Origin of the sequence: Commensalibacter intestini A911 (genome assembly GCF_000231445.1) — a bacterium.
In the GTDB taxonomy this organism is placed as follows: Bacteria; Pseudomonadota; Alphaproteobacteria; order Acetobacterales; family Acetobacteraceae; genus Commensalibacter; species Commensalibacter intestini.
In genome coordinates this window covers 261,110-280,273 of sequence record NZ_AGFR01000007.1, presented here as the reverse complement: position 1 = coordinate 280,273, position 19,164 = coordinate 261,110, and the positions used below count along the sequence as shown (strand labels likewise).

Here is a 19,164-nt window from a genome sequence, read left to right as displayed (position 1 = left end):
CTTTTTTTACTTAAAATTTTTATTGTATTTTTATGTTTTAAGCTCTTTTATATTTATTATGAAACATTAAATAAATGTAAAAATCTCTTTTTTAGGTAAACGAGATTTTGGTCTTTTGGCATTGCTATCGTTTTCAGCTTTGTGACCAACGGTCGCGATAACAACACTTTGTAGGCCTTTTTCTTTTAAACTTAAGATTTCATCCATCTTTGCAGGATCAAAGCCTTCAATTGCGGTGGTATCAAGATCAATAGAGGCCGCAGCAAAAAGAAGTTGTCCTAAAGCAATATAAAGCTGACAACTTTCCCAGCGATGTAATCTCTCAGTTGTTTCGCGATTAACACCAACAAAGTAGCGACGATCATCATCCATACTCTTGGCAATCTTTGGATCAGTGAAGCGACCATCTTTGATCTCTGTTTCAGAGATATGACTTAAATATGCATCATCTAAAGAAGATTTAATGCAGAAAATAATTGTATAGCTGGAATCTGTGACGCGTGCATGATTAAAATCAACAATGGCAGGCAAGATTTTATCTTGTGAAGTTTGATTATTCACAACAACAAAATGCCAAGGCTGTGAATTAACAGAAGAGGGGCTGTTTCTAAGAACAGTTAAGAGTTGTTCGAGTTCTTCTTTGGAAACATGTTTGTTTTTATCATAACGTTTTGTGGTGTAACGTCTGTTTGATATGTCAACAATATTCATAATCTTTTCCTTCATTTTTGTTTCAAATCTATTAAGATTTAGTATCTAGAAATGGGAAAAAGATGTCAAATCACTCTTATTGAGTGCGGAGAATATATTGCTTCAAAATATTATAGATATACAAGGCTATTATTCACTAACCTTGTATAATCTCTTAAGAATTATTTCTTAAAGTTTTTAATCGAAGTTTCGATTAGTTCACAAGCTTTGGCTTTATTGTCCCAACCTTGAATTTTAACCCATTTTCCTTTTTCAAGGTCTTTGTAATGGGTAAAGAAATGTTCAATTTCTTGACGTGTAATTTCAGGAAGCTCGCTAACTTCGTTGATATTAGTATAAAGAGGGTGGATTTTGTCATGAGGAACACAGATGACTTTTTCATCCATGCCTGATTCATCTTCCATTTTCAATACACCAATAGGGCGTGAACGGATCACACATCCTGGGATAATTGGTTCTGGGCAAAGAACCAACATATCAATTGGGTCACCGTCTGCAGCCAAAGTATTTGGCACAAATCCATAAGCAGCAGGATAAGTCATTGGGGTGAATACAACACGATCAACAAAAACAGCACCGCTATCTTTATCGACTTCGTATTTCACTTTTGATCCTTTAGGGATCTCGATAACAACGTTAATATCATTTGGCACATCTTTGCCAGCAGCAATTTTAGATAAATCCATAATATCATTCCAATCTATATGAAAAAACAGGAAAACTTTAGCGAATTATAGAGTTTTTATCAATATATAAAGGTAAGATAACAGTGGATTTTGTTGATATACCAACAGAAAGAGTTATTTGAGAGAGCTCTCAATCTAGTGATTATTGATATATGACAAATAGGATATAATGCAGGTGAATAATATCGATTTTTATTGATAAATATAAGGATACTAGATTATGAATGCGCAAAATTTACCCTATCAACTCATTGTTTTAGAAGGCTATAAAGGGCAAATAATAGCCATTAATCCAAATGATTACTCGTCAAAAATCTTGGTAGGTGATGAGGTCGGAACACCAGATGGTATTGTATTTAATCCAAATGATAACTTGCTTTATTGGACGAATATGGGTGTAGATGATGATGCTTTGGATGGATATATTCAACATTGTACTTTGGATGGAAAGAATAAAGCTTTTACCGTTAAAGTAGGAGATACACATACACCAAAACAAATCCAGTTAGATCATCGAACGAATTATTTATATTGGTGCGATCGTGAAGGAATGAAAATAGAGCGTTGTCATATTGAAACTGGAAAAGTTGAAGTTTTATTAGAAACACATGGCATGTATTTAGATGAGGATATAAAAAACAGACAGTGTGTTGGGATTGCCTTAGATATTAAAAATAATCGTTTATTCTGGACGATGAAAGGGCCACCTAAAAGTGGAACAGGGCGTTTGCTTTGTGCTCCTTTTGATTATAGAGATAAAAATGCGGTGATTAACCCTGCTAAAATTAATGTTGTGTATGATCATTTGCCAGAACCAATTGATTTGGAAATTGATTATAAAAATGATTATCTTTATTGGTCAGATAGAGGCGCAGAGCCTGATGGAAATTCTTTAAATCGTTTACAACTTTCTACATTAAGTAAAAAGGAAGTTCTTATTCGTGGGTTTGATGAAACGATTGGTTTTACAGTTGATGTAGATCATCAACTTGCTTTTGTTGCTGATTATACAGGACATGTTTATCAAGCTGATCTGCAAACCAAAGAGAAAAAAATAATTTTTAGTTCAGAAGGCGGCGGGTTTACGGGATTAATAAAAGTATAAAAGTTATTGATACAATAAATAGTTACGGATCAATTGAAGAAAAAAATAATGAGCCTATGATAGGGTTTGTAACATGTTGAATAGTGACTTATACTACTTATAATAGTGGTTATTTGAGCCAAATAACGCGTTGCAATTCCTTTATATTATAGGTGAGAAAATGATTGTAATACATGATTACTTTTTGTCTGTTTTAATGTGTCTGATTACAATGGTTTGTTGGGGGTCTTGGGCGAATACGACCAAGCTTGTTGATGGTAAGAAATGGCCATTCCAACTTTATTATTGGGACTATTGTCTTGGTATTGTTCTTTTCTCAGTTCTATTTGCATTTACATTAGGATCTTTTGGCAGTGAAGGGCGAAGTTTCTTACAAGATTTAGGTCAAGCATCATTATATGCATTATTTATGGCCTTTCTCGGTGGGATTATTTTTAACCTAGGGAATGTCTTGTTAGTCGCAGCGATTGATCTGGCTGGTATGGCAGTGGCTTTTCCAGTAGGTGTCGGGATTGCTCTGGTCTTAGGAGTTATCGTCAACTATATTGGCGTTCCAAAAGGTAATCCTATCATTTTGTTTTCTGGAGTTGCTTGTATTGTCGTTGCAATTATCTTAACAGCGATGGCTTATGGTCGATTAAAAATTGCTCAACTTGAAAAAGGAAAAGGTCTGATTGCCGCAATTTTTGCAGGGATTATTATGGGATGGTTCTATCGCTTTGTTGCCAGCTCTATGTCTGTTGATTTTTCTCATCCAGAAGCTGGATTGCTGACACCATATACGGCTTTAGTGTTCTTTTCTTTGGGTGTATTTTTCTCTAGCTTTATTTGGAATGTGGTTATGATGAAAAAGCCAATTTCAGGAGAAGCTATTCACGGTGGGCAATATTTCCAAGGAACCAGCAAAGAACATCTTGCGGGGATTTTAGGTGGTGTGATTTGGAGTGTCGGGATGAGCTTTAGCATCCTTGCGTCCAATCAAGCAGGCTATGCGATTTCATATGGATTAGGACAAGGTGCAACCATGATTGCCGTGATTTGGGGTGTCTTTATCTGGAAAGAATTCGCGAATGCTCCAAAAGGAACCAATAAACTCATTTTAACGATGTTTATTTTTTATGTTGTTGGGATTGCATCTATTATTCTAGCGAATACGATTTGATTTTTAAGTTATGTTATTTAAATCTCTGACACTGTAATGGGTAAAATGACAAATATTCTTATATTTTCTAGATTTGTGAGGTTAGTGTTTTTATTAGTTCTTGGGATTGTGTTGATAAATAGTAGTCAAGCTCAAGAGGCCAGTAATGAGAATAGTCTCCTGAAACTAGAAACGTATTGTCCAACTAGCTCAAGTTGTATTTTTACAGGAGAAAACCCTTTTTTTATTTATACTAAAATTGTTAATACCTCAGATGTTAATTTAGAGATTCCTTTAGACGCTATTAAAGATTCAAGGATATGGGGAATATCTAAAAATATTAAAACAGGAGAAAAGATCGGACGTGCCTCTGGCCGTCCTTTAGCAAATCCAGATCTGGCCCATAAGTTAACTGTTTTACCTGCACACAGCGAATTACTTCTTGCAAAAGGAGAGTGGCGGAATGAAATTAAAGAAAACTTTCATGACGTTAAAGCTAATCAGTTTTTGTATATTGTTTCAATAGATAAAGAAGCTTATTATCAAGGATCTAGCGAGCCTATTGGCTATTATAAAAATTGTAAATTTGAAGCTAAAATATTTGATTTAGAATCTCAGGTTATTATAACTAAGAAAAAAGGGCTTCGATTAGGACATATTTTAAAAAAGAAAGATCGTCCTGTCATTGTATATTGATTGACCTATCGCGTATAATTTGGAGATAAAAAATTCTAAAATTTTTCTTTTTTTAGCAAAAAAAACCTTGCAAAAAAGATCATTTTACGGCAAATAGAAGAAGCGTTTATGCGCCTGTAGCTCAACTGGTTAGAGCCGGCCGCTCATAACGGTCTGGTTGCAGGTTCAAGTCCTGCCGGGCGCAGACGCTTTTTAATGATATGATTTCGCCTGAAGCAAAGAATTAGGCGGGCATAATTTCCCCCTATAGTATATGTTTGATGGATTTTTTGAAGGAGCTTCTCGACGATGGCTGGGCCTCAGTATGTTTATGTAATGAAAGATTTGACCAAGGCTTATCCTGGTGGGCGCGAAGTCTTTAAAGGGATTACATTATCCTTTTTACCAGGCGTAAAAATTGGTGTGCTTGGGGTGAATGGTGCGGGTAAATCAACCCTTTTAAAAATCATCGCGGGTAAAGATAAAGAATTTGGTGGTGAAGCATGGGCAGCCGATGGCATTAAAGTCGGTTACTTAGAGCAAGAGCCTCAATTAGATAATACAAAAAATGTCGGTGAAAATGTTGCTGAAGGCTTTGGCCCTCTAAAGAAAGCCGTAGATCGTTTCAATGAAATCTCTATGAAGTTCGCAGAACCGATGGATGATGATGAAATGACAGCACTGCTTGCTGAACAAGCAGAACTACAAGAAGTCATTGATGCTGGAAATGGTTGGGATTTAGATCGCCAAATTGAAATTGCATTAGATGCATTACGTTGTCCGCCTGCGAATATGAATGTTGAAAAACTTTCTGGGGGTGAACGTCGTCGCGTAGCACTTTGTCGTTTGTTGCTTGAAAAACCAGATATCTTATTATTGGATGAACCAACCAACCATTTGGATGCAGAAAGTGTTGCTTGGCTTGAACAAACTTTACGTGAATATACAGGCACAGTGATTTTAATTACCCATGATCGTTATTTCTTGGATAATGTTACCAACTGGATCTTGGAAATTGAGCGTGGACGTGGCTATCCATTCGAAGGAAATTACTCTTCATGGTTAGGTCAAAAACGTAAACGTTTGGCTCAGGAAGAAAAAGAAGAAAGTGCGCGTCAACGTGCGTTGGCTGCTGAACAACAATGGATCAGTGCTTCTCCAAAAGCAAGACAAGCCAAAAGTCAGGCACGTATTGCAAAATATGAAGAAATGTTGGCTCAAAACCAAGAAAAAGTTGGTGGAACAACAGAAATTAATATCGCACCAGGCCCTCGTTTGGGAAGTGTGGTTATTGAAGCAGAAAATCTTAGCAAAGGATTTAATGATCGTTTGTTAATTGATGGGTTGAACTTTAAACTTCCACCTGGAGGGATCGTTGGTGTTATCGGCCCGAATGGTGCAGGGAAGTCTACCTTGTTTAAAATGATCACAGGTGCAGATAAGCCAGATCAAGGGGATATCCGTATCGGTGAAACAGTTCAACTTGGATATGTTGATCAGTCTCGTGATGATTTAGATCCAAATAAAACCGTATGGGAAGAAATCTCTGGTGGAACCGATGTGATTTACTTTGGTAAACGCTCTATTGCCTCTCGTGCGTATGTGGGTGCGTTTAACTTCAAAGGATCAGATCAACAAAAGAAAGTTGGTATTCTTTCTGGTGGTGAACGTAATCGTGTTCACATGGCTAAAATGTTAAAAAAAGAAAGCAATGTTTTGTTGTTGGATGAACCAACCAACGATTTGGATTTGGACACATTGCGCGTATTGGAAGAAGCATTAGAAGAATTTGCAGGTTGTGCAGTGGTCATCAGCCATGATAGATGGTTCTTGGATCGCTTGGCAACGCATATTTTGGCTTTTGAAGGGGATAGTCACGTTGAATGGTTCGAAGGAAACTTTGAAGCTTATGAAGCGGACAAACGCCGTCGTCTTGGCCCAGATGCAACTGAACCAAGTCGTATTAAATACAAACCTATTTCACGATAAGTTTTAATTCTGCTTTAGTGGAATAGATACACCCATTTCATACATTAATGAGATGGGTGTTTTCATTTATAGTGATTGAATAAAATCTGTGATTTCGTCTTTATTATACACACCGCGATTAATTTTATCTCCGATTGGATGGCAAGATCTTGAGGATGTGGTTTCTTTAAAAACCGATAGTCAAGCTTTTGGTCATATGTTGGGTGGTGTTAGAACGCGTTTGCAAGCCGAGATAGAAATGGGAGCAGATACTGTTTATTGGGGATGTCATCGTATTGGAATGTATACAGTGCATGAAAACGCTCAATTTGGTCACTCACAATTTTTAGGCATCACAGGAATACATCATCGGCAAGATGGTAGAGGATATGCGTTGCGTTTTTCTTTATGGCCATGGGCTCAGGGCAGGGGATATGCGCGTGAAGCAGCTTATGCGGTCTTAATGGAAGCACATGCACGTGGACATGATCGAATTGTTGCGGTTTCCAAAGAAGATAATATTCCATCTCGTCGAGTATTAGGAGGAATTGGAATGATTATCGAGGAAAAATTCATTCGGAATGAAAACAAGATGCTGACTTATGTCAGTAAAAGTGTTTAATCAATCAAAAGTTATTATCATTCTTAATCTTATTCTTGATTTTTTTTGCATAAATTGCATATGATGGAGTTTATTTTAAAATTAATTACTTAAAATGCAATAAAAGTAATTAATTTGCGAAGCTTATTATAAATTTTCGAGAAGATAAAGATGTAATTAATGGATCAATTGAAAAAGACTGTAAAGCTGCTATCTTTATGGCAAGTTGTTATTATCGGTGTTGCATATTTAACACCAATGACTGTGTTTGATACATTTGGAATCGTTTCTGAACGTACAAATGGTCGCGTTCCATTGGCGTATTTATTAACGTTGGTGGCAATTTTGTTAACGGCTATGAGCTATAGTCGCTTAGCTGCGACTTTTCCTGAGTCTGGTTCTGCATTCACCTATACAGGTAAAATCTGTGGTAAAGAAAGTGGGTTTATTGTTGGATGGGCGACTTTGCAGGATTATATGCTCTTACCGATGATTAATGCCTTGTTATCAGGAGCATATTTAAGTGCATTATTTCCAGATATTCCCAAATGGATACTGATTGCTGTCTATGTAGCGATTGTTACCTACATAAACTCTCGGAATGTCAGTTTATTGGCCAATATGAATTTCATTTTTGTTGGCGTGCCTTTAATCTTAACAGTCTATTTTATCTATTTGGTCATTCATATTAAATTAGGCGGAGGGTATGCGGCCTTATTGAATACGAAACCTTTATTTAATGGAGATAATAGTTTAGGACCTTTGGTCGGTGGTGCTGCGGTTTTATGCTTTTCGTTCTTAGGGTTTGATGCCGTCTCTACATTGGCTAGCGAAACAAAAGACTCAAAAAAGACTATTCCTCAAGCAATTATGATTACTGTGTTAGCTGGTGGGATTATTTTCTTTATTAGTGCTTGGTTTATTCAGTTATATTATCCAACGAATGAGTTATTGAAAAATTATAAAGATTCCTCTTCTCCCGAAATTGCCTTTTATGTTGGTGGTGCGATTTTTGAGAAATTCTTTATGATTGCAATGTTAGTCAATACGTTTGCTTCAGCGTTAGCTTCTCATGCCAGTGCAGCAAGATTATTATATATCATGGGGATTGCTCGCTTTATCCCAGGGCAAATCTTTAGATATGTGCACCCTAAATATCATTCTCCATATTTTTGTGTGTTGCTTGTAGGTTTCTTATCTTTAGCAGCTATTTTTTGTAATTTAGATACTGCTGTTTCATTTGTGAATTTCGGGGCGATGATTGCTTTTAGTGCGGTGAATATCTGTATTTTAGTGATGTTTGTTTATTATAAAAAACAAATCAAAACTCCTAAAGAAATTATACTAAATATTGTGTTTCCAGTATTGGGGTTAATTACAGTTGCTTATATGTGGTTGAATCTACAAGCAGATTCATTTATATGTGGTCTATCATGGACATTTTTGGGATTACTTTATCTTCTTTATTTAAAAAAATATCAAAAATCACTTTTTGTTAAAGATGAACAAACATTCTTACAAAAAGAAGAAGATGCCCTTACCCTTTAATCAATGTTACAAATCGAGTATATAGTAAATGCCGTCAAAACAAAAAATTGAAAAACCAGTATTAATTGATGATGCTTTGGTTGTTCCAACGAATAATACAGAAAAGCAAGAAGATTGGAATTGGGTGGATGGTGATCAAAAGCCTGAACATCCAGCAAACTATTACGAAGCAACTTTATCCACCTGGTCTGGTTTTCCTAAGTTAGAAGAAGAAACCACTTGTGATGTTGTGGTTATTGGAGGTGGGTTGCTGGGCGCATCAACAGCATTACATCTGTCTGAATCTGGTGTAGATACAATTTTGTTAGAAAAAAATCGTGTAGGTTCAGCCGCATCAGGTCGTAATGGTGGACAGTTAACCCCAGGATTAGCCCGTTGGGAAGCTGAAACCATGATTGAAAATTTTGATTATGATGAAGCTTGTCGTTTGTGGCGTTTTACCTCTATTGAGTGTTTTGATTTAATCAGAGAAATCGTTAGTAAGTATGATTTAGCAGTTGATATGCGCAAGGGTCATTTAACAGCGGCTATTCACCCTGGTCATATTGGTGCATTGGTTAAGGGGGCTGATGCGCGTAGACATCTTGGTGATGATTCTGTGACGATGTTGGGTGAGTATGAAATTAGAGAGCATATTAACTCTGACCTTTATCACGGTGGTGCCTTAGATAGTATGGGTGGCCAAATTCACTCATTGGCGTTAGTTCGTGGAATGATTTATGGTTTTATTAAAAACGGTGGCCATGTTTTCGAAGATAGTGAAGTTCTAGAAATAGAAGAAACGCCGAATGGCACCAGAGTAAGAACAGAGTCAGGAAGTGTGTTGGCGAAGAAGGGGATTGTGCTTGCTGTGCATGATTCTACGTTTAAACTTCTTTCTGAATCTGATTCAACCATTCCGTTTTATACTTATGTTGCGGTGACTAATCCTGTAGAAGGCGGGACAGAAACATTATTGCCAACGGATTTGGCAGTTTATGATACACAATTCCAAATTGATTATTATCGTCCTGTTAAAAAACAAAGAATTTTGTTTGGTGGACAGGGAACAGGGACGCGTTGGAATGAAGAAAAAACGATTAGTTATTTAACTTCTCGTTTAGAAACCGTTTTCCCTGAACGAAAAGATCTAAAATTTGAATTTGCGTGGAGTGGTACGACTGATTTAACGTTAAATGGTGCAACAGATTGTCGTAAGATTGAAAAAACAGTGCCTGTTTATGCAGTCAGTGGCTGGAGTGGTCATGGTATTGCGCAAACGGTTCGTATTGGTAAATCAATCAGAGATGATATTTTGAAGAATAATGATGATTTTGCAATGCTAGCGGCTATCGAACATCGCTCTATTTTGCTAGGTAGACAACTTTCTCCAGTAGCTATTCCATTGGCAAAATCTTTACTTGGGTTACAAGGCATGATTACACCAGGCAAAATGATTTCATTTTAATTGATTCAATATAATAAGTGCATAAAAAAGCTTTAATACCGAACTGGTATTAAAGCTTTTTTTATAGATATTAAAAAAAGTGCTGTTTCCTACTTGAAATATAGGAAACAGCACTTATCTATTTTTATACAAACTTTGACTATAGATTATGAAGCTATTTTTTCTACTACTACTTCTTCTCTATTATTTTTATTTATATAAGGACCTGCAGCCAAAATATTAACGATTAACACTCTTTTTTGAGAATGATTTTGGTGAATATTTAAGGTTGCTTGTCCATTTGTCCAACGGCAAGATGATTCTTCTATTGCGTCCCATCCTTTTAAGTTTGGATTAGATAAATGATCGGTTATTGCATGAAATACATTATGGCCGATGATTAAGATGCTTCCGACTAATATGCCAAGTTCACGTCTATCATCTATAAATGCACCGATGGTTTCGTTGGGGCGATAAGTTCTTGAGCAAAGTTGAACTGTATGAATATCTTCAGGAATAGGGAAAATATATCTTCCATTATTAATAGAATGTGCTGGAATAGTTGTTCCACATTCTGTCATTAAACAGAATTCAGGATTATTAGTTAAAGATAATTCTTCAGTTTTTAATTCAAGATTTTTATCAATAGCATTGTTATTTAATTGGTTATAGATAGGTTCGACAACATGACGTTGAACATTTAATGGTGCCGCTCCATCTTGATCCCAACTTTTTGCCTGATTAAATAATGAAATAACTTTATGATTATTTTCAAAAGTATTTCTATTACCTGTATCCAGATAAGTTTCAGTTAAGGTATTATTTGCCCAGATAACAGAATGTGCTTCAGTTTCAATATGATAGTAATCATAAGAAGTAATTGAACGATCATAATAGATAGAACGTCCATTCACGAGCATACGTGCAGGTATAAAATTCCCGTTAAAGAATAAGCAATGTTCTGGTGTAATTAAAAGGTCTTCATTTGGAACATTTTCTGAAATTGCATTTTTAAGAACGCGAACAGGATATCCTGCAAGATCATCTGGCAAATATGTTTTTACTGTCATATGTTTATGCCCAACCCAAATAACAGGAGTATTGATTGTTTGATTTGTTTTCCAATCAAAAGTTTCAATAATCTCCCCAACTTGAATATTTTCAACATTTGTCATACCAGAAATCATTGCAATTAATGTTCCAGTCAAGAAGCAGGTTTCAAAGACAACATTACCATCACTATTCTCGCCGAGTGTGTAACCTGTAGATTCAATACCAGGAATATTTAAGGTTATTGAAGAGCCATCGTTTAATGTAATGGTAATATGATCTGCATCGCCAAATGTTACCCCAGCTACATTACTGCGTTGAACATCTTTAAGGGTAATGCTATCGTTTCCATCAAAGTTATCGATAGTAGAGGCGATTGTTGTTCCTCCAGCACTAGCCTTTCCAGAGATAACTAGTCCAGTATTATCTGTTCCTTCTAGACTAATTATTCCTCCTGTTGAGGTAGTAATATTTGCTTTTCCTCCACTTTCTAATGTTAAGGTTCCTACTGTGGCTGTATCAGAAAAATTCGCTGTTCCACCATCATCAACATATAGATTATCAATAGCTCCTTGTGTGGCTTGTAACGTTGCATTGTCGTAAATATAAACATTGCTTGCTTCAGTAAAATTCTGTTCTGTTGTAATTGTAGCGCCTTCTGCTGCATAGACAGGTTTAGAGAACTTTTTACCTGTTAACCTTCCATAACTGCCTGTTCCTGCTATTAAACTAGAAACAGTAGAAATTACACCGCCATCCGTAGCAGTATATAATTGTATACCCCAAATACGATCAGTGTCCGCATGACCTGGAGGTACAAAAGACGTTCTGCCATAACCACTGGCTAGTTTATAAGTCCAGACTTGAAGCTCAGTGCTTGCCGTAGTGTCTGTAACTGGTGTTACATCAGTAATTGGATTTCCATCACCATCTGTCGTTGGGTAATCTGTTGTAGTAACTGACAATGTTTCTGGTGCTACAAAATCTCTTGTTTGTAATGAAGTGGCTTGTGGAGTAACAGTAACTGGAGCAAAATAGTTTGGATTATTTAGTAAATCTTTTAAACTATTTGTTTTTTTATTTGTATTTACACTACTAGAAGAATTCTGAGTTTTATTTGTATCAAGATTCACTGTTGCCTCCTTATTTGTTGCCGTCTTATCTGCTATTGCCTTAGATGCATCTGTAGTGGCGAATAATGTAGGATCATTTAATAAAGCTGTTAAATTCATTTTTGACGCACCATTAATAGTGATGTCTTCAAGAGCTTCACGATCATTTATAAAAGCACCTGTTTTAATGCTAACATTGCCCTCTACATCTACAGTATCTATTGATATAAGTATGGCTCCTCCAGAATTTACAGTTGTGTCTCCTAATACTCCATCAGTGATATTGAAAATACCACCATATTGAACAGTATTGTTATTAACACTTCCGCCATTAACAACAGTGATACCATTATTATTAACCGTAATTGTATTTACAGTTCCATTTGAAATGCGGAGGATACCGGCACTATTAACAATTACATTACTAGCAATACCACCTGCGCTAACATCGACAGTACCATTGTCGCTAATGGTAGTACTATTAATTTGACCACCATTTAATACCACTTGGCTAGCATTATCTACAAGCGTGTTATTCGCGATACCACCACTATAGATATATTCTTTACCACCACTGGTAATTTGAGTAGAAACACCAGCTCCAGAGTAAACATTAATGGTTCCACCTGAAGCAAAATTTACATTATCATTAATACCACCACCAGCACTAATATTAATGGTTCCTCCAGATAATGTTATACCACCAGCACGTCCCCAATCATAAATAGTTTGTTGACCGCCTCCTTGAATAATTGTTCCTGTTGCTGATCCAAAACTATTTGTGGAACCAGAGATAATTTGTGAGCCTCCCGAATTAACAAGAGTGCTAATAGCTGAACCATTACCCAAAATATTTTCAACTGAGCTAGTTTGAATAGTGGTGCCAGATGTAATACCACCATTTGCTACATTTAATATTGCTGTATTACTTAAAGTGGTATTGCTAGCAATGGCATTTACACCATTTACACTTTGTGAACCTCCAGAATAAATAATAGTACTAACAGCGGAACCACCTGTAAGAATATAACTAGTACCACCATTAAATATTGTTGCTGCAGATTCTACACTGCCAGAGTAAACATATTGAGAGCCACCATAAAGTTGTGCGCTAACCGAAGAACCTGTGCCAGATGAATTGGTAATTTTGTTATAACCGATATCTTCATAGCCACCACTTTCGATATAAGCTTGAAAAGATAAACCTTTTTGTATAGCTGCAACATATCCACCAGATTTTACTGTTGTATAAAAAGCAGAACCGCCATCATATATATTTTGCACACCGCCACTATTTAAAACTGTAACGTATGCAGAACCATTATTATGAATATTTTGAGAAGCACTATTATTTACAATAGTGGATGTTGTAGATCCATTATCATAAACATTTTGAGCACCATTATTGCTTACTATTGTACCTGTAGCAGAGCCTTGATTAAAAACATTTTCTGCAGATTTGCCTTTAACATTGGTATGAGAGGTGATACCGCCGTATATAACATTTAGCACTCCGGTATCGTTTAAAGTCGTGCTGGTTGTGGAGCCGGCAACAAGCTGGAACCCACCAGAATTAACAATAGTATTAAATGCTGAACCGCCTGCAAGAATATAGCTAGAACCATTATTAAAAACGGTTGTTGCTGATGCTATACTTCCAGAGTAAACATATTGAGAACCACCATAAAGCTGAGCACTAATAGAAGAACCAACATTAGATACCTTGGTCATTCTATTATAACCGACATCTTCATAACCATTACTTTCAATATATGGCTGAAAAGACACACCATTTTGAGTGGTAGTTATATAACCACCAGAATGAACTGTTGTATAAAAAGCAGAGCCACCATTATATATACTTTGTACTCCACCACTATTTAATATGGTAACGTAAGCAGAAGCATTATCATGAATCTTTTGAAGACCACCATTGTTTACAATAGTAGAAGTGGTAGATCCATTATCGACAACATTTTGAATGCCACCATTGTTTACAACTGTTGCAATTGCAGAACCATAAGTATAAACATTTTCAATTGATTGTGCTTGAACATTGGTGCCAGAAGTTGCGCCGCCATACAGCACATTTAAGACAGCGGCATTGGCTATTGTAAAGTTGTTGGCTTGACCATAAACAGTGATGGAATCACCACTAGTATTATATGTTAAAGTATTTTGAGTTATTCCATTCAGAATCGAACTGATAGTTGGCATAGATATTAACTTTCGTACGTATAATCGAATTGATTTGAGGTAATTCGGTCTATTTCATTTCGACTATAGAGTATTTTTCATATTTCATAAACCGAAATTAATATTATTTCGAAATTTTTTTAATTTTGCAATGATTATGCATGTAATTTGTTTTGAAAGAAATATTTCAAGTAAAAAATAGTTAATGATTAAAATTTTATTTATTAAGAGTAATTTTATGTCAAGAATTACGGTAGTAATCTCTGAATATTATAAAAGACTCAAGGAATGCTTTTAGTTGATGAAGGTGGTGTCTTAAAGTTAATGGTATCAGTGAAATGCTAATTTTGATCTTTCTACTATTTTTGTTGAAAGTATCGTTAAACATTATGTAATTGACTGTCAGTCGTTTGGTCTTTCAAGAAAAGTAACTTATTGGAAATTTAGAAAAAATTTATTTAATTATTTTTAGGGCAATGATATTGCAACTGCCTATAATTCAATTGATGTTTATTTACTATAATAAAAATTACCACATGTAATCTGCGCATATTTAAAGTATAGTTTATTTAGTAAATATTAATTATAAATATTTGTTAATGTATATATTGTTGAATTATTTTAAATTCAAATTAATTATGTTATAATTTAAATTATAAATATTAAAAATTAATTTTATTATTTATATTTTATTTGAATTAATTAATTTATAAAAAGATTCACTATGGTATTTTCAATTAATATTATAAAAGGTTCCAGAAATTCTGGGGCCGGTGCCAGTGGCATATTAAAACAAGTTAATGGCGTCAATGGAATTCCAATTTCAATTGCGCCAGGTTTTCCTGACTTACAAGATCAGTTTAATCAAATGGGTATTACTCATATTCGTTTGCATGATGGTTTTGGTATTGGGGACATTGATGATGGCTTCGTTGCTAATAGAGGTACGAACCAAAATCAGTTAATGGTAAACGTTCCAACAGCTTCTCAATCAAAAGCTAAAACTTTTATTGCGGATTTTGTTAATAAAAGAACAATTTTTCCTTATGCTGCAGCTGGAATGAAAGCTAATAATTTGGCTCTTGCTTCTCAGAATGCAAATTTTGAACCAACAGATAGTTATCTTAAACGGATTTTAGATAATGATGCTTCTGTTAATCCGGGAAATATTCAGAGAGATGTTTTATTTCGTGTTGGCCGTACATTAGATGGTGGCTATGAGGTGCCTGCAAATTTTGATATTTATGCGGCGTTAGTAGGTGAGGTTGTTAGGCGTTATGGTGTTAATTATCAAGCTGTTGGTTTGCCAAGAAAAATAACTTATTGGGAAATCTGGAACGAACCAGACTTAACTTTCTTCTGGAATAATAATAATCCACAAGTCTATTATGAGTTCTATGCTAAAGTTGCACGCATGATTAAATCAATCGATCCATCTGCAAAAGTTGGTGGCTGCGGTGTTGCCAATGGTTATAATCCAGGTGGAGCTTATCTTGATGGATTATTAAATTATTGTAAAACCACAAATACGCCAATTGATTTCCTTTCTTGGCATTATTATGGCAACATTACTGCTGATCCACAAAATGTTATTGATGTAGGGAACGCTATTCAAACTTCATTAAATAAATATGGATATGGTAATATTGAAAGTCTTTGTACTGAGTGGAATTCTTCTCCATTTGGGAAGCTGTATACGATGTCGAATGTTCAATCTGCAACAAATGCGGCTTATATTGCATCAACATTAATTTGTATGCAATATTGTAAAACGGATAAGGCTTATTATTATCGTGGAGATGCATCCTCTTTTGGAATGTTTAATGATAATCCTCAACCCAATAATAAAGCTTACAAAACGTTCTGTACTTATGCGGCGCAAAGTTTTAATTTATTTACAAGATTATTTGAAACACCTTATATTTTAAATCAGAGTAATACATTTAATACTGGTTTAATTACCTTAGCTGCTGAAAATGGTGCAGGGAACAAAATGAATATTCTTGCAGCGAATTATCAAGTTAATTACAGTTTTGTAAATGGTGTGGTAAAACCTACTAATGTTTATCAACAACATTATTTAGATAGCAATAGAACTGTTAATCAACTCAATGATGATTGGAGTAAGAATGAATGGTTCGGTGGTAAAGATCCAAGTAATATTACTTATAATAATACTGTAGCGCAACGATCGACTGTAACACAAATTCCGGTTAATGGAAGTTTACGTTCTAGAATAAGAACTTATACCCAAAGTAATACTGGTATTGGGTTAAAAATTACTAATATCGCTAGTAGTTATAAAGGATATACACTGACTGCATATCGTATTAGAGAGAATGGTCGTCTTGACCGTATGACACCAGAAGAGGTTACATCTTCTATTTCTGTATCAATGTCTAATGGCACTTTAACGATTACGGATACAGGGGCTACGTTATCAACGGTTACTTTGTATACGATTGAATTTACAAGTTAGTTAGATGACTTACTAGCTATTGAGTTAAGGCTAATAATATAATAATTCACAATAAGTGTTTTATATTTATAAAAATATCAGAGCTTAATCAAATAGGCTTTGATATTTTTTTTATTAAAATAATTTATTTCAAATAAATCTTTGCTGTATTAAAATAATAATGTTATTATAATAAGTATAGATTTAAAAAAACAATTTTATTATTTATTTATTTTATCAAATATAATTTTATATAGAGATTTACTATGGTATTTTCAATTAATATTACAAAAGGTTCCAGAAATTCTGGAGCCGGTGCCAGTGGCATATTAAAGCAAGTTAATGGTGTCAATGGGATGCCTATTGCTATTGCCCCTGGTTTTCCTGACCTACAAGATCAATTTAATCAAATGGGTATCACCCATATTCGTTTACATGATTGCTTTGGTGTTGCAGATATTGATGATGGTTTTGTTGCTAATCGCTCTTCAAACCAAAATCAGTTAATTCCCAATGTTCCGCTGCTTTCTCAAGAAAAAGCAAAAACATTTATCGCAGACTTTGTTAATAAAAGAACAATTTTCCCTTATGCAGCAGCAGGAATGAGAGCTAATGATTTGACTCTTGCATCTCAAAGTCCGAACTTTGCAACAACAGATAGTTATCTTAAGCAAATTTTAAATAATGTTGCTTCTGTTAATCCTGGCAATATTCAACGTGAAGTATTTTTTCGCGTTGGTCGTACATTGGATGGTGGCTATGAAGTACCTGCAAATTTTGATATTTACGCTAGTCTTGTTGGTCAAATTGTTCAACGTTATGCGATTGATTATCAATCAGTTGGGCTTCCAAGAAAAGTAACTTATTGGGAAATTTGGAATGAACCAGATTTAACTTTCTTTTGGAATAATAATAATCCACAAGTTTATTATGAGTTTTATTCTAAAGTTGCACGAATGATTAAATCTATTGATCCTTCTGCAAAAGTTGGTGGTGCTGGTGTTGCAAATGGTTATAATCCGGGTGGAGCTTATCTGGATGGATTATTAAATTATTGTCGTTCTACAGGTACTCCTATTGATTTTCTTTCTTGGCATTATTATGGAAATCGTACTGGGGATCCATTAAATGTGATTGATATTGGGAACTCTATTCAAAGTGCATTAAATCGATATGGATATAGCAATATTGAAAGTATTTGTTCTGAATGGAATTCATCTCCTTTTAGTACAGTAAATACGTTTTCAAAAGTACAATCAGCTAAAAATGCTGCTTATATTGTGTCTTCATTGATTGGTATGCAATATTGTAAAACAGATAAGGCATATTACTATCGTGGGGATGGTTCTTCTTTTGGCATGTTTAATGATAATGGTCAGCCATTAAAGCCATCAAAGAAAACGTTTTGTACTTATGCAGCTCAAAGTTTTAATTTATTTACAAGATTATTTGAAACACCTTATATTTTAAATCAGAGTAATACTTTTTCTACTGGCTTAACTACGCTTGCTGCTGAGAATGCTACTGGCAATAAGATGAATATTATTGCAGCAAATTTTGAAGTTGGTTATGGTTTTGTAACAGGTGAGGTTCCTGCAGATCAATATTATAAACAATATTATTTAGATACAAGTAAAACAGTTAATCAGCTTACAAGTACAGCAAATAAAAATAAATGGTTTGGAGGTAGTGACCCTAGAAAATTAAGTTCCAATAATGCTGTAGAACAAAATCGTACAGTAGCAGATCTTCCAACCTTTGGCAGCCTTCCTTCAAGATCAAGAAGTTATGGACTAAGTAATACAGGTTTAGGCGTACAAATTAATGGTATTGGAAGTAATTACCAAGGATATCTTCTTACGGTATACCGGATTAAAGAGGGTGGGCGTCTTGATCGTATGACACCAGAAGAAGTGAGTTCTTCTATTGCAGCATATATGTCTAATGGAATTTTACATATCACAGATACTGGAGCAGGATCATCAACGGTGACTTTATATAGCGTTGAATTTACAACTGGACCGAATGGTAATACTACTGATCCTAATGGTGGAACCAATAGTGGCGGTAATACCGGTGGTGGTGGTATTATTAATGGTAATACAAATAGCGTGACATATGAAGTACCTATTGCGGCAGGAATTAGAACACCTCTGGGGATGGTTTTACCACAAAATTATATGTTTATTGCTAATCAACAGTATAAACTTACTATTAGTAAGGGGGTATCTTCTTGTACAGCTGGTAACGGAATAGATGTAACAGTTAATAGGTGCGCTAAGGTTGGGGATGCGCAATATAGTTATAAAAACTCTGTCTTTACACCATTCATTTCAGGTATACTGCAGAGTTATGGTAGTACATTAATTGGTTCTTCTTTTGTATATTTGGCTGGCGGCGGAAAAGTTACTTGTACTCTTACCCCATTGTAAAATGGATTAATATTGTTGAATATAAGTGTTGAATTATAAGGTAACTTATTAATAT

12 protein-coding genes and 1 tRNA gene are annotated in these 19,164 nt (G+C 35.0%); 10 read left to right on the top strand and 3 right to left on the bottom strand.

Annotated features, from left to right (window positions below; translation table 11 throughout):
• Nucleotides 1-66: 66 nt before the first annotated feature.
• Both nfsB and ppa read right to left on the bottom strand, forming a co-directional pair.
• Nucleotides 67-711, bottom strand: a complete 645-nt coding sequence (gene nfsB / locus CIN_RS06350) for an oxygen-insensitive NAD(P)H nitroreductase (RefSeq protein WP_040364046.1) — start codon at nucleotides 709-711, stop codon at nucleotides 67-69.
• A 161-nt stretch (nucleotides 712-872) separates the two neighbouring features.
• A complete protein-coding gene (gene ppa, locus CIN_RS06345) occupies nucleotides 873-1,397 on the bottom strand; it encodes an inorganic diphosphatase (protein ID WP_008854241.1) in 525 nt (174 codons plus the stop codon).
• Between the two features lie 220 nt (nucleotides 1,398-1,617).
• Between ppa and CIN_RS06340 the strand changes: the two genes are divergently transcribed.
• From CIN_RS06340 to CIN_RS06305, 8 genes are all read left to right on the top strand, one after another.
• The gene (locus tag CIN_RS06340) at nucleotides 1,618-2,502 is read left to right on the top strand and encodes a hypothetical protein (protein WP_008854240.1); all 885 of its coding nucleotides are present in this window, start codon (nucleotides 1,618-1,620) and stop codon (nucleotides 2,500-2,502) included.
• Between the two features lie 160 nt (nucleotides 2,503-2,662).
• On the top strand, nucleotides 2,663-3,664 hold the full coding sequence (locus CIN_RS06335) for a GRP family sugar transporter (RefSeq protein ID WP_040364045.1): 1,002 nt from the start codon (nucleotides 2,663-2,665) through the stop codon (nucleotides 3,662-3,664).
• 45 nt (nucleotides 3,665-3,709) lie between these two features.
• Nucleotides 3,710-4,339: a hypothetical protein gene (locus CIN_RS06330; RefSeq protein ID WP_139016963.1), complete on the top strand. Its 630-nt coding sequence runs from the start codon at nucleotides 3,710-3,712 to the stop codon at nucleotides 4,337-4,339.
• A 110-nt stretch (nucleotides 4,340-4,449) separates the two neighbouring features.
• Nucleotides 4,450-4,523: transfer RNA gene (locus tag CIN_RS06325), tRNA-Ile, on the top strand.
• A 104-nt stretch (nucleotides 4,524-4,627) separates the two neighbouring features.
• Nucleotides 4,628-6,307 carry an energy-dependent translational throttle protein EttA gene (ettA, locus tag CIN_RS06320; protein WP_008854237.1) on the top strand — a complete coding sequence of 560 codons (1,680 nt, stop codon included), beginning with the start codon at nucleotides 4,628-4,630 and terminating at the stop codon, nucleotides 6,305-6,307.
• Nucleotides 6,308-6,395: 88 nt separating this feature from the next.
• Nucleotides 6,396-6,908: a GNAT family N-acetyltransferase gene (locus CIN_RS06315; RefSeq protein ID WP_008854236.1), complete on the top strand. Its 513-nt coding sequence runs from the start codon at nucleotides 6,396-6,398 to the stop codon at nucleotides 6,906-6,908.
• A gap of 159 nt (nucleotides 6,909-7,067) precedes the next feature.
• On the top strand, nucleotides 7,068-8,435 hold the full coding sequence (locus CIN_RS06310) for an APC family permease (protein ID WP_008854235.1): 1,368 nt from the start codon (nucleotides 7,068-7,070) through the stop codon (nucleotides 8,433-8,435).
• Between the two features lie 28 nt (nucleotides 8,436-8,463).
• Nucleotides 8,464-9,882 carry an NAD(P)/FAD-dependent oxidoreductase gene (locus tag CIN_RS06305; RefSeq protein WP_008854234.1) on the top strand — a complete coding sequence of 473 codons (1,419 nt, stop codon included), beginning with the start codon at nucleotides 8,464-8,466 and terminating at the stop codon, nucleotides 9,880-9,882.
• Nucleotides 9,883-10,028: 146 nt separating this feature from the next.
• Here CIN_RS06305 and CIN_RS11445 read toward each other — a convergent pair whose 3' ends face one another.
• Entirely contained in the window at nucleotides 10,029-14,240 is a 4,212-nt protein-coding gene (locus tag CIN_RS11445) for a Hint domain-containing protein (protein ID WP_050798373.1), read from the bottom strand.
• Nucleotides 14,241-14,943: 703 nt separating this feature from the next.
• Between CIN_RS11445 and CIN_RS06295 the strand changes: the two genes are divergently transcribed.
• Both CIN_RS06295 and CIN_RS06290 read left to right on the top strand, forming a co-directional pair.
• Nucleotides 14,944-16,698, top strand: coding sequence for a GH39 family glycosyl hydrolase (locus tag CIN_RS06295; protein WP_008854232.1), 1,755 nt, complete (start codon nucleotides 14,944-14,946; stop codon nucleotides 16,696-16,698).
• 245 nt (nucleotides 16,699-16,943) lie between these two features.
• The gene (locus tag CIN_RS06290; protein WP_008854231.1) at nucleotides 16,944-19,109 is read left to right on the top strand and encodes a GH39 family glycosyl hydrolase; all 2,166 of its coding nucleotides are present in this window, start codon (nucleotides 16,944-16,946) and stop codon (nucleotides 19,107-19,109) included.
• Nucleotides 19,110-19,164: the final 55 nt, after the last annotated feature.